Source organism: Stenotrophomonas sp. YJH_SMC_105-26 (assembly GCF_059368915.1).
Map to the genome: position 1 here is coordinate 37452 of NZ_JCAFSD010000001.1, position 12837 is coordinate 50288.

At 62.6% G+C, this 12837-nt stretch carries 10 protein-coding genes; 2 read left to right on the forward strand and 8 right to left on the reverse strand.

Annotated elements, in window-relative coordinates:
- Positions 1-23: 23 nt before the first annotated feature.
- Both AC5P7F_RS00185 and AC5P7F_RS00190 read left to right on the forward strand, forming a co-directional pair.
- A complete protein-coding gene (locus AC5P7F_RS00185) occupies positions 24-1784 on the forward strand; it encodes an adhesin (protein ID WP_481462420.1) in 1761 nt (586 codons plus the stop codon).
- Between the two features lie 176 nt (positions 1785-1960).
- Complete coding sequence (locus AC5P7F_RS00190) at positions 1961-2416, forward strand: GIY-YIG nuclease family protein (protein WP_481462419.1); 456 nt, start codon at positions 1961-1963, stop codon at positions 2414-2416.
- Here AC5P7F_RS00190 and mobF read toward each other — a convergent pair.
- From mobF to AC5P7F_RS00230, 8 genes are all read right to left on the reverse strand, one after another.
- Positions 2406-5240 carry a MobF family relaxase gene (mobF, locus tag AC5P7F_RS00195; protein ID WP_481462418.1) on the reverse strand — a complete coding sequence of 945 codons (2835 nt, stop codon included), beginning with the start codon at positions 5238-5240 and terminating at the stop codon, positions 2406-2408. The genes AC5P7F_RS00190 and mobF overlap by 11 nt on opposite strands.
- 61 nt (positions 5241-5301) lie before the next feature.
- Positions 5302-7173, reverse strand: coding sequence for a helicase HerA-like domain-containing protein (locus tag AC5P7F_RS00200; protein WP_481462417.1), 1872 nt, complete (start codon positions 7171-7173; stop codon positions 5302-5304).
- On the reverse strand, positions 7151-7597 hold the full coding sequence (locus tag AC5P7F_RS00205) for an ankyrin repeat domain-containing protein (RefSeq protein ID WP_481462416.1): 447 nt from the start codon (positions 7595-7597) through the stop codon (positions 7151-7153). The genes AC5P7F_RS00200 and AC5P7F_RS00205 overlap by 23 nt, the downstream gene beginning before the upstream one ends.
- Positions 7598-8013: 416 nt before the next feature.
- Positions 8014-8241, reverse strand: coding sequence for a hypothetical protein (locus AC5P7F_RS00210; protein ID WP_099475959.1), 228 nt, complete (start codon positions 8239-8241; stop codon positions 8014-8016).
- Between the two features lie 227 nt (positions 8242-8468).
- Positions 8469-8672 (reverse strand): hypothetical protein, encoded by a 204-nt coding sequence (locus AC5P7F_RS00215; protein ID WP_012480686.1) that lies wholly within the window; start codon positions 8670-8672, stop codon positions 8469-8471.
- 137 nt (positions 8673-8809) lie between these two features.
- On the reverse strand, positions 8810-9334 hold the full coding sequence (locus AC5P7F_RS00220) for a hypothetical protein (protein WP_481462415.1): 525 nt from the start codon (positions 9332-9334) through the stop codon (positions 8810-8812).
- 86 nt (positions 9335-9420) lie between these two features.
- Positions 9421-12465, reverse strand: coding sequence for a TraM recognition domain-containing protein (locus tag AC5P7F_RS00225; protein WP_481462414.1), 3045 nt, complete (start codon positions 12463-12465; stop codon positions 9421-9423).
- A gap of 23 nt (positions 12466-12488) precedes the next feature.
- Positions 12489-12821, reverse strand: coding sequence for a hypothetical protein (locus AC5P7F_RS00230; RefSeq protein ID WP_006375352.1), 333 nt, complete (start codon positions 12819-12821; stop codon positions 12489-12491).
- Positions 12822-12837: the final 16 nt, after the last annotated feature.

Consider the following 12837-nt stretch of genomic DNA (forward strand, 5'->3'; position numbering starts at 1 on the left):
TTTCAGACCCAGGAGGCCACCCCATGAAACGCTCCCTCATCCACTGCGCTTTGCTGGCAGGCCTTGTTGCTGGCACGGCGCAAGCCCAGGTTCAAGTGGGCAACGGTGCCGTTGCCACCAAACCCGAGACCACTGCGGTAGGCGACCGCGCCCAATCGTTGACCGTTGGGGCCACGACCATCGGGGCGGACGCCCTCGCCGACGGCGGGATAATGGTGGATGAAAATGGCGTTCCGGGAGAGTGCGTGGGAGCCACCGCGTTGGGCAATCGCGCCACCGCACGCGGATGCCACACCACCGCTCTGGGTTTCTTGAGCGAAGCGCAGGGCTCAAATGCGCTCGCCATTGGCTCGCGCGCAAAGGCGTTCGCGGTTTACGCCGTCGCTGTCGGCCCCCAAGCGCAAGCCACCGGCGACTTTGCGGTGGCCATCGGCGGGCACAGCCTAGCCAGCGGAATCTCCAGTGTGGCCATCGGCTCTAATGCCCGTTCGCCTGGAGCTAGTGGGACCGCTGTAGGCCCAACCGCAAGAGCCGATGAAAACGGTGGAGCGGCTTTCGGCAGCGGGGCGACTGCGCAAGGCGTTAACAACCTGGCGCTGGGCGCCGCATCCCAGACCGAGGGCGAAGGCGCATCCGCCGTGGGGCCCGGTGCCAACGCGACCGCCGACTTCGCGGGCGCCTACGGTTACGGCGCTGGCGCTGCCGGCGAGGCCGGCACCGCCGTGGGCCCATGGGCGCAGGTGTTTGCGCCCTACTCTGCTGCCCTCGGCGCGTTGGCCACGGCCAACGCCACGGAAAGCGTGGCGTTGGGGCCACGGGCCGTGGCCAACGCAAGGGGATGCGTGGCCGTGGGCGCCAACACCACGTGCGATGAAGAAGAGACCGCAGCGTTCGGCAACCGTCGTTTGACCCAGGTTGCCTTGGGCAAAGCGGACAACGACGCCGTGACCGTCAGCCAACTGCGCACCGCCGTGGAAACCCTGGGCGCTGGCGCTACCGTGGTGAACGGTGTGATCGTGGCACCGAACTACCAGCTGAGCAGCGGGAACAACTACACCACTGTGGCCGGCGCCATCTACGATCTCGATGGGCGCGTTCACCAACTGGAGCAGAACCCTGGCAGCGGTGGTGGCGCCACCGGTCCACAGGGACCCGCCGGTCCGCAAGGCCCAGCAGGCCAGGACGGTAAGGACGGAGGAAGCAGCACCACGGTGGCCGGGGCAAACATCGAGGTCACGGACAACGGGGACGGCACCCAAACCGTTGCCTTGAAAGACACCATTGAGCTTTCCGAGCAGGGCTCGGTCCAAGTGGCCAAGGCCATCCACAACAGCGACGGCTTCACCGTCCAGGGCGGCCCATCGGTCACCCGATCCGGGATCAACGCCGGCAACCAGCGGGTAACCGGGGTGGCTGCAGGAGCGATCGCTCCAGGGTCCACGGACGCGATCAACGGTGGTCAGCTGTGGGACTACCAGCGGGAGCAAGACGACCGCTGGAACCTGACGGACCGCCGTTTCCGCCAGCTCGACAAGCGGGTGAGCGGTGTGTGCGCCATGGCCCAAGCCAACGCCCAGATGGCCACCTCGACGTCGGCTATCCACGGAGAGAACCGAAACCGCCTGGCCGTGGGCGTCGGTGGCTGCAGCGGCCAAGCCGCCATTTCCATTGGCTACACCCGTGACGTAACCACCCCACGCGGATCCCCATCGGCTTTCTCAATCGGGGTTTCCCGCAGCGGGCAGGACACGGCCATGGGCGCAGCCTGGGCCATCGGCTGGTAACGAATGTCAGCAGCGAAAAGGAGGTGATCGTGTCTCGGCAAGGGCCCTTCGGGGCCCATGTTCGTTGCCAAGTGCTTACATGAATGCCTATAGGCGTCTCGGACCCTTCGCAGCAGGCTTGCCAACTCAAAATTCTGATCTATTCGTGAGTGGGTCGTTTTACTCACGGAGAGACCATGCCCCACCGCCACAACCTCGGACGCAGTGAGAAGTATCACGCACTGCCCCGCACCCTTTACGCCCTGTTGTTCGACGACGGGGGATGCTACGTTGGTCAAAGCTCAAACCCGCAGCAGCGGGAGAAGCAGCACCGCTCCCCCAAAGGCGGCTGGCACCGTCCCTTCCGGTTCCATGCGCTGGAAGTGGTGACCGCCACCAGGGCGGAAGCCGAAGCGTATGAGCAGGCGTGGCGGGTGAAGGCCTCCCGAGAGGGGTGGCGCATCTACGCCAAGCCACCGGGGATCGTGGTCAACCCGCACCGGCGGGCAACGCCGCACGTGCGATGGCTGGCCCACCAACGGCGGTGGCAGCTGGGAACACAGGTGAAAGCCCCCTCCGAACGCGTGGGGTGGTGGCCATGGGCAGTGGTGGTGATCAGCGTATTGACACTGGCCCGATGCGTCACCGGGTAAGCCTCATCTCGCGCCGTTCCGCGTTTGTGGTTGGCACCTGGGTTTGCGGTTTCAATCCTGCCAACAGCTCTTCCACGTCCTGGACCAGGTTGCGCACCGGAGCAGCCTGGGTCTCGGACAAGCCGACGCTCAGCGCCATTTCCTTGTGCCGCTCGGTTCCCAGCCGTTCGGCCATGCGCTCCATCATCTCGTCGGTCGTAAACATGCGGTAGCTGCCCTTGGTGAGGCGGGTGAACGCCACCAAGGCCGACTGCTGGTCGAGCATGCCCATGTTCGTGGCCAAGTGATAAACCTCGGATTTCCCCTGCCCCTGCGCCTTGTGAACGGTCATGGCATACCGGTGGGCCAAGGCGTTGTGCTCGCTGGTGTTGAACTCCAAAATGCGCCCGTCCTCTTTCGGGTTCGAGGAGTCGATGCGCACCACCAGGTCGTAGCCACCGGACTTGTCCTTTCGAATGCTCTCCACCGTGCCCTCGGTGCCGTTGATGACACCCAAGTCGTTGTTGGTCGCGGTGAACATCACCCGGTCCCGGCGGGAGAGCGTCAGGTCCTCCCACTGCCCTTTCACGATCGAGCGGAAGGTGAATTCCTCCGTGTCCAGCACGCCTTGCTCCTGTAGCCCCTTTCGGATGCCCGTGGTAAGGGCTTTGACTTCAGAGCGCGTGTGGGCCAAGACCAGCTTCTCGTCCATGGGCGTCTTGTCTTTCAAGTAATCCTCCACCAACGCTTTGATGGCCTGGCTTTCCGTGCCGAAGTCGTCGATGCAGTTGCGTTGCTTGAGGTTGTTCAGGATATCTTCGCCCATATCGAATGTGCCTTTGCGGCTGCGGTGTCCGCGGCGGATGTCCTTGACCTCTCCCTCGTCATCCCGCTCGTAGAAGCTGTTGGCGGTGACCAGGTCATCAGCGTTCTTCTGCCGGCGGATTTCGGTCAGTTTCTTGTCCCCCAACGCCATCTTCGCCAGCTCAAAGCCGTTGCCCGCAGCGATGGGCTGAAGCTGGTCACTGTCTCCCTGCATGACAAGCTTGGCGCCCACCCCCTGGCAGTAGGTCATGAGCTTCAAGGTGTCATCGGTGGCCACCATGCCGGCTTCATCGAGCACCACCACAACGTTCTTCGTCAGAGCAACCTTGCCCTGCCGGAGCTGGGAAAAGAACTTTGCAACCGACATGCAGGGCATTCCGGACTCTTCTTCTAGCTTGGTCGCGGCTTTACCCGACACGGCCAAGCCCATCAACTGCTTTCCTTCGGCTTCGAAGCACTGTTTGTAGACCTCGGCCACGGTGGTCTTGCCGGTGCCGGCCAACCCCGACATGACCCCCACACCGGCCGTGCCGTAGGTGAGGTGACCGATGGCGGCTTTCTGCTCCTCTGTGAGGGTAAAGCCCTTGCGCTTCTCGTAAGCGGCGATCTCCCGATCCACGCTGGAGCGGAACAGCTTGAGGTCCGTCTCGTTCTCCCGCTCTTTCGAGCGGCGGATGATCTCGGCCTCCCATTCGACCATCCAGGTGGCGCAGAAGCGATCCTCCCGGTGCTTGCGCGCCAACCGAACGCCCCGGTCGTCTTCGTGGAGGTATTCGGCTTTCACGCGCACCAGATCGTCCTGCTCGGTGAACTCATTCACCATCCTGAGGATTTCTTCTGAATTTTTTTGTCCTGCGAACTCCATCCCCAACTCCCGGACCAGGTCATGCTCGCAGAACATCGCCTCGTTTTCGTGCATGCGCTGCAAAACCTCGTCAAACGTATGCGGATCCAGGTGCTGGCCTTCCGTCTGCTTGAGCGACTGGATGGTGGGAACCAGCTCCGGGTGCTCTTTAGCGATGTTGGCGAAGGTTTGCTGCCAGTCCTTGACCACCTGCTCGAAGGGCGGTTCTTCCTTTTTTTTGCGGGTGGCCTTGCAGGCCTCGTCGTGGCTGGCGTTGGGGTGTTCCTTGACGTAGTCCAGGATTTCTTGGCGGCGGGTCTTCGTCTGAAGCACCAGCTCCCGGTCGATGCCGGCAATCGTGGTGAGAGTCTGGCCCGTTTCGTGCCCCATCACGTCCACCTCGCGTTCCCGCTGAATCCCATAGCCCAGCGCTTTCATCGCGGCGTAGAGCTCGACTTTGTAAAGGTGATCCGCGGCGTGCCGGTGACGGTAGATTTCGATGGCGTCGAAGGTGCCCCACTGACCGTCCTCGCCCATCGAGATCCCGTAGACCAGGTGATGGGTGTGCAGGTCGGGTTCCACGTTCCGGTTGCTGACATGATCGGCGGCTGTCCATACCAATCCCGCCGTGCCTATAACGTCTACGCCTCCTTGTCCGCGCCGGGTCTCCACTTTGCTTTCGATGTAGCGCATGGCCACGGCGCAGGCCTGGCGGTGGGCCTCCAGGATGGCCAGCTTCTCGCGATCATCCGCCAGCGCAAACGCCACGCTCACGTCCCCCGGGGCGGAGATGGTCAGATCAAACCCGACCCGATGGCCGCCCTCCCACTTCTCCATTGGCTTGCCATCGTCGTCCAGTCGCACGTTGCCCATGCGATCCGTCTTGATGACCAATTGGGGCTCCTCTCCCGCGTTTTTGCACAACGGCCTTCCGGTGGGTGAAAAGCCCTTGCCCAGCAACTCCATCACCCTTTGGGTGACCGGTTGATCTTCCAAGTCGAGTTCGGCGGCGAGCTTGCCGCCCCAATTGAGCGTCTGCCGCGGATCGGGACCGCTGCCGGCGTAATAGGCCACGGCGCTGTCGATGGACAGGCGCTCGGTGGCCAGCATGTAGTCGAACATGTTGCCGTTGCGCTTGTTGTGGCCGCGGGCGTCGATTCGCGTGCAATTGATCATGTGGCTCTCCGAAACGTTGACTGATCCAAGGTCCCAGAAAACGGAGAGTTGGCAAGGCCGATCACCGCTTGAAAAGCGCGTCGATTTCCTCGGGTGTCATGGTCAGCACACGCTGGACCGTGTCGATGCCTTCTGCGGTGGTTGGGAAGGCCAACGCGTCACCGGTCAAAGGGGGCAATTCAGCTTCTCCCACCACACCGGCCGGCTTGGTGGTCCACGCAGCGGCCACCTGCCCCTCGCGAACCGTTTGATGGCTCTTCCCGGGCCATGTCAGCAACAGCACGTCCCCGCCCATCTGCACGATCGCCTCGATGCCCCACCTCTCGGGACCGTAGCGCTTGCCTTTGCGGAACCCCAGCCGGTCGGTGAGCTCACCGCTGGAAACCAAGGCGCGGCTTTCTTCGTGGACCTGGGCTTTGTCGTCGTGCCCACGCCAGGCGATTTTTCGCTTGCCGAGCTGGCTGGCCAGCTTGTCCCGGGTAGCCCCCATCTGCACTTGGCACACCACGTGGGTTCCCACCAGCGACGAGAAGGCCTGCGCAGTCTTGTCCCCGTATACGAGCTCAATCTGGGAGTGATCCTGGACGGCCATGACGGCCACCACGCCTTTGCTGCGCCCCAATGCTAGCAACGGATCGATGTTCAAGCGCCCGGCGCTGGTCAGCTCATCGAACACGAAGTAGAGCCCACGCCCGCCCTCGTTGTCCGGCAAGCCCGGCCCAATGAGATCCGGCACGGCCACGTTGATCATGGCGGCGATGTGGGCCTTCGTCAGGGTTGGGTCCGGTCCGGATTGAACAATGACCTGCTTGCGCCCGTTGTAGTCGTCGCGTATCCACTCGGTCATCGAGAAACGGCGCTTGCCAACCTTGGGCCATGCGGTGGCCAGATCGTCGATGAGGCGGGTGAAGCCCCCCAAGGAAGACAGCACGCTGGACGTGGTTTGACTCTCCGGGTCACGCACCAGTGCGGCGCCTCGGGGGTAATGCGGGCGCATGCCTGCGGCCATCTCCGCGGCCGGGCGGCGCACCAAGGCCGCCAGATCGGGCCATTCCCACTCGCCAGGCCGGGTGTTTTGGAGCTCGCGCACGCACCCAATCAACAAGTCCTGGGCAGCCATGCTCCAAAATTTGGCGTTCCCGTCGCCCTCTGGGATGAGAGAGGCGGCGAACGCCGCCGCTTGGGTCGGGGTCCGCACGTCGGCGGCGACGTCCCACACGTGGGAGCGCGCATCGAAGGGCGACACGATGATGGGCCTTTTGAAAATCGACGTGAAATCACCCTTGATGTCGTAAAGGAACAGCTTTGCGTCCCTCTTTCGCGTCAGTTGTTCCAGGATGTGCTTGAGGATGACGCTCTTGCCCGACCCCACCGAGCCGGTGATCAGGACGTGGCGCGCCCAATGCTTTTTAGACAGCAACAGATCGGGGTGGAGGGACAGGGCGAAGGGATCCGCCTCGGCGTCTTTAGGGGTTACCGAGCGGTGCCGGGCTTCGTCCACGGCCTCCTTTCCTTCCAACAACCGCGGTCCGGACAGGTGCCAGGTGTTGCTCACCGGCTCGGTCGCCTTGAGGAACACCCGCAGACCGAGGCCCGCCGCCAGCAGAAGCGACACCCCGATCCGGGACCACGTCGCCACTGGGTGATGGTAGGACACCAGTTCGATGAACTCCCGTGCCGGGGCGCGAGCCGAGATGCCGACGGTCAGGAAGTGGTAGGCGGTCACCAGACCGCCTTTCAAAGCATCGGCGAAGCGGATGAGCGAGCCATCGGGATTCGGGATGAGCCAGGCAACGCCCATGCTCCCCACGTAGGCCAAGCCAAAAACGAATGCACCGGCAAGAACGGCGCGGTGCCAGTATCGGACCGGCTGGGAAGGCGCAACGCTGCCGGGCACGTCGCCCAGCGCGTCAAAGGGCTTGGGTTTGCTCATGTCGGTGCATGCGCGTTGGGGTCCGCCCCCGCCACCCTGGCTGCTCAGGATTGGCGCCGTGGGCCATCAGGTGGAGGCAGGCCCGGGCGTGCTTGTGGAGGGCGGCAAGGTGGAGCGGCGCCCACCCGTGGGCGTTGAGGGCCGCCACGTCGGCGCCGGCTTCGACCAGAGGCGTGACCAGCGAGAAGTGACCAAACCGGGCCGCATGATGCAGTGGTGTGTTGCCGCTGGCATCGGGCAGCCGGGCGTCTGCGCCCATGCCGATGCAGGCCAGCAGTGCTGCTTCGTGGCCCGCCCGGGACGCCCCCACGAGCCAGCCCTGCCCCGGTGCGTTCTCCCGCAACCGGTTTGCATCCGACCGCCGAGCCCGCGCCTCCTCTACCGCCATCGCCATGCCTTGGAAGAGCGAGGTGTGCTCAGCCATGGACCCAGCCACCCTCTCTGCCAGGGTGCTGTAAACCATCGGTTCGTTACGGTCTGCCAAGCGCCTCTCGTAAGCACGCACCAGGTCCCGGGTGGAGGCCCGTGAGGGTGCGTCCAACCCCAGCCGATGCAAGCCCCAACGCAGGTCCACTTGCGGTGCCCCATCGTGCTCCCGCTGGCGCACCTGCCAAACCAGATCGCCCAATCGACCCTCGACAGGGGCAACGCTCAGGGCGTGGGCACGCGCCAACACTTGCGAATCGTGAAGGCCTTTGGACGCGCCGGCTTCGCGCGCGAGCGCGCCCGCCAAGGCCTCCGCTCGTTGGAGGCCCAGGGGACGCAAGAGGCGCAACAGAGATTCTTGGATGTCCATCTCCATTGTTGTAAAGCCGAATCCGCGACCGTCAAGAGAACGTGTTAGCTGTTGAGGCGAGTAGCCACCGCAACACTGAAATGCCGAAGAATCTCTGTGTCATGCCAGAGCTTCTGCCCTGGGCTACTGCTGTCCAGTTCCTGAAGCACACCGTCCAAGCTCCTTCCAGCCAGAACCTGGGAATCCACATACCCGCCGACCAAGGCGAAAGAACTCAAATGCTCGGGAGCAACGTCGGGAAAACGGTGGAAGTTGGTGTTGTTGATATTCATCGGGTCCTCCTGCAGTGGTAAGCCGATGTGCCTCATCGGAAAGGTCCAGCTCGATCGCTGGTGAATTAGTGGGCTAACGGGTTAAACGCTGTCGGGCGGGCCAAAGACGACCCAACCCAACATGTAGAAAATCAGCGCGGGATAGAACCAGAGATCAAACCCCTCCCAGTCAAACCGGCGCCAACGCTTCCTGCACCGCGCGCGCAGCTTGAGCCAGCGCCGCCTGCTCACCGGAAGGAACTCTGGACCACCACCCCGATGGTCACAAAGCCCACCGCCGCTATGGCCATTACCTTGAGCAGAACCGGAACGGCCGGAGGGTAGGCGAGGACAGCCGTTGCGAAGGCCGCGATCAGCAGGAACAAGCCGGTCAGCAGTGGGACCGCGTTCTCGAAAGCGAAGTCTTTGAGGGCATTGAACAACGTGGACATGGTGGCTCTCCCTGGGGTTTTTATGAGTAGGTCTACCTACTCGTTACATAACCAGTAAAGCACCATAAAACTGGACGTCAAGACGCAAAAATGCCCGATTCTGCGAAGAACCGGGCAGATCTGAACATCGGTAAAGATTACTGTCGGAAGACGTTCGGCTGGGCCTGCTTTTGGTGCTTCTCCCAATCGTAATTGGCAGCGTAGTCCTTCATGAAAGCCGCCTCCTTCAACGAACTGCGGGCGTAATCGGCGTATCCCAGGCGCCCAGGTCCGTTCTCCATCCGCTGCTCACGGGTCAACATGGGAGGGCTCTCCTCCCGCTGGGCCCCGCGTTGCTGCCGCCACTGCGCAACGGTCGCATGAACCACCTGCTCGCGCTTGTCGTCCGGCTTTGCATCACGAACGGCTTTGTCGGCCTCCTGGATCTTTGCCTGGAGCGCGGCGATCTGATCGGGCGAGGCCTTCTCTGCCCAATCCAGAACGCGCTGTCGGCGTTGCTCGATGGCGTCTTGGTCTTGGGCCACGTTCTGCTCGAAGTCCGCCCGCGCCGCGCTGTCCTTCTTGGACGGTGGGCGATCGCCCAGAAGCCGCTCGTTGCGCTGCGCCTGGAGTGCTCGCAGCTCGGTCATTTCTTCGATGGGTTGGGAAAGGGTGTCGCTCATGTTTGTTTCCTCCGCTGGGGTGAATAGGTTCATCGTTGATCAATCCGCAGGTTTGGCAAGGGGGCGAACCCCCTCGCCTATCCGCATCAATCCGCGTCGGGCAGCAGCTCCGCCAGGTCGAATCGCTTGATGCCGGCACGGCTCAGTGCCACGATGGCGTGACCGCGGGGCTCAAGAAGAGCGGTGTATTCTTCTTGCAGGAAGAGCGGCTGCACCTCGCGCTTGCCCCCGGTGGGCATGTCGATGTCGCGCGCGATCTCGTCCTGGCCCAGCGTGTCCTCCGATCCAATCCGCCAGCGGCAGCCCGTCACGGCGTCGATGCGCGAGGCCGTCAACCGCCCCGCCCCTTCCATGCGCATCTTGTCGTAGGCGGACGCGTAGGCATGATCTGGGTCGTTGAGCACGGAGTGGCGCCAGTTGTTCATGCCCCCCTGGTAGTCGATGCCCCGGGTGCGCTGCTTGAACGTGGTCAACGTGGCCTGCCCGAAACGCCTTTCCAGGTATTCGTGGGTGTTGTGCGAGCACCTCAACGCAATCACCGACTGCATCGTGTTGGCCATCAGGTCCGCCTCGTTGACCGAACCAAAGGCGTTGACCAAGCTCTCAAAGCCTTGCGTTGCCAGCACGGGCATCAACCCCAGCGAGCGAGAGATCGAGAACAGGTTGATGTCATCGGCCGTCAGCAGCAGGTGGGCTTCGTCCATCATCAACATCACTTCAGTTTGCCCAGGCAACGCTTCGCGCCACTTGTTGTCACCGAATGCACCACGCGCTTTGATTCCGTTCATGACCCGCTGTTTGAGCAGACGCATCATCATTTCACCTGCCTCACCAAACTGCGTCGGCGGCAGGAAGAGGCCTACCATGGAACCGTAGAGCGCATCGGACACGTCCACCTCGCCCGTCTCAATCGAGTGCCAAGGCATGTCAGTCTTGCCGTCACGCAGCTTTTCGCCGCGCAAGAGCTTCTCCAGCAGCCCTCGCGAGTTGAGCGTGAACGATTGCCGCTGTTCCGGATGCATCGCGGGAATCTCCTGGAACGCCCATTCCAGCGAGCTCTGCAGCTGAGACATGGGACGGAAGAGGTCTGGATGGATGGTTTCGGGAGCGTTGTCCTGACGGTGCCGGTGCTGCTGCAGGTAAGCCGCATAGGCCAGCCGCCCCTCTTCGTCATGGCTCGTGTCCAACTCTTCCAGGCCCAGGTATTTCACCACCTCCATCAGTTTTGCATTGGCACGAGGCGCGGGGCTGGCGGGAATCACGCGCTCAACAATAGACAACAACTTGGTGTGGTGGAAAGGCGTGTATTGCCACTGCCTGTCGTCGCTCACCGGGATTCGATAGATGGCGATCTGCTCAGTGATCTGCTCGAGCAATGCCTCAGTCTCGGCCACGTCCTCGCCCAGCTTGCGCTGTTTGACCAGCTCAAGCTCCGCGTCCATCTGTGCACGCTCCAACCCTTCCAGCTTAGCTGAGCACCAGGATCTGTAAGCCAGCTCGTGATCCACGAGCGCACGAAGGATGATGCCGGTGTGGTAGAGAAACGCATCGCCACCATCCGTCCATAGCTTGGAACTCTCGTCCACTCGCCCACCGGATGCGCCGCGCAATGCCCGCACGATCTGATCCGGCGCCAACCCTTCGTATGGCGCCACCCGAAGCCCAGGTTTGACGACGATATCGAACAACCCTTCCAAGTCCGAGATGATCGCCCCGTCTTTGCCATCGGCGATGAGCGCGCCACCGCCTGCAAGCTTCTGCTGCTTCAAGCGCTCCCTTGCATCTGCGTGGCCTGGCGCCACACATGCCATTGCCAAGGCGGCTTTACGGAACCGACGAGCGATGGGTCGCAGCGCGGCATAGGATTTGCCCGAACCGATGGCCCCGAACACGAGCAGGCCCGTCTTGCAATCGTGCCACGAGAGCCTCATCACGGTGCCCAAGTCAGGCGAGTAGCCATAACCTTTATCCGACAAGTGCCCCGTGGCGCGCCCGATGGTGATCAGCGGGGTTTTGTCCCGCAGGGCCGCCTCGGCTTGCTGTTCACGTGCCTTGACGTGTGAGTTGATCAACGCCCCCTGGGTGGCCAGGTTGTTGTCGTTGTTCTGTAGGTAGAGCCGGGCGGCGTTTTGGACAAAGTTGCCTTCGGCGTATTGCATCGCATACATGCAGGCCAACACGTAAGGTGCCGCCTCGCCCAAGCCAAACGGCAGGACCTTGGCGACAACCAAGGCGGCAAAGATGAGGCCCACCCACTTCATCGCTTGAATGAAGCGCGCGGCCGTCCCGCCAATGACGCCCCGGTGCGGGCGCGAGGCTGCCGCCACAAAGCAAACAACAAACAGGATGCCGACCAAGCCAAAGGCCCACCACAGGTAGGTCTTGGCCATCTGGGCATACACAGCCATGCCGCCGGCTTGCATTGCCACCTCGGTGCCGCCCTTGCTGTCGCCGACCATGAACTGAAGCGCCATCGGAACCCACTGCAACAGCACCAATGCCTTCAGCGCCTCCTTCATGCCCTCGCCTTGCTTGAGGGCAATGAAATAAGGAATGGTCAGCATGAGAGCTATCACGCTTGCCCCACCAATCCGGACGAAGCTTTCCAGCGTCGAGGCGGCCTCTAGCTTGGTCCAACCCATAGATACGATCAGGCTCACCAGGAAGGTTGCCAGAACGCCGATCACGGGGAAGGCGAGATACATCAAGGGAGTGGCCAGGCTGTCGCCGCCCTGCCCCATGTCGTTGCCCTGCAAGAAGCCCTCGGCACGCCGCCCACGCTTCGTCGTGATGATCCGCGATTGGGTGTCGCGCAAATCCTCCGGAACCTTCGGCCACCACTCCTGGAACTCGTCCTCGCTGCGTCCTTCGGGCACTTTGAACACCTGGGCGTTGTCGTCCCAGACTGCGCCGCATTCCTTCGCGAAATCCCGATCAGCCTCCGGCACATCGAGCTCTCGGCTGCGAACGCGATCGGTCACGTCAAAGCGCCCCACGAGGTTTTCATACTCCTCGTTGGACTTGACGATGATTTCTTCCTTCACGCTCGAAGGCTCGCCGCTCTTCCGTCGGAACTTGCGGCCCAAGCCGCTCGTCCAGTCCAGCACGTTGAATAAACTGATTGCTGCCATCTCTGTTTCCCTCCCCTGTCAAATCAACGAAGCCAATGCGCCAAGACGGCAAGCACCAAGCAAAGCGGCGCGCACGCCAGGAAGCCCGCTTTGGCCACCCAGCGCTCTGCGACCTGCTCAACCTTGCTTGCGTAGAGCCGATCCTTGGTCCATGCCTCATACGCGGCGTCGTCTCTGACCGGAGGCCTGCGATCGGCGCGCAAGTAGTAGAAAGTGCGGCGGACGCCTTCGCTCAGGTGGCCCATGCCAAACGATTCAGGGCTGCCGAGGAACAAGCGCCCGTGCAGGTTCAGCCACTTTGAGCCGAAGTGAAGTTTTCCGGGTTCCCGGTATTGCGTGAACAGCCACTTGAACATGTCTCTCCTCTATTCG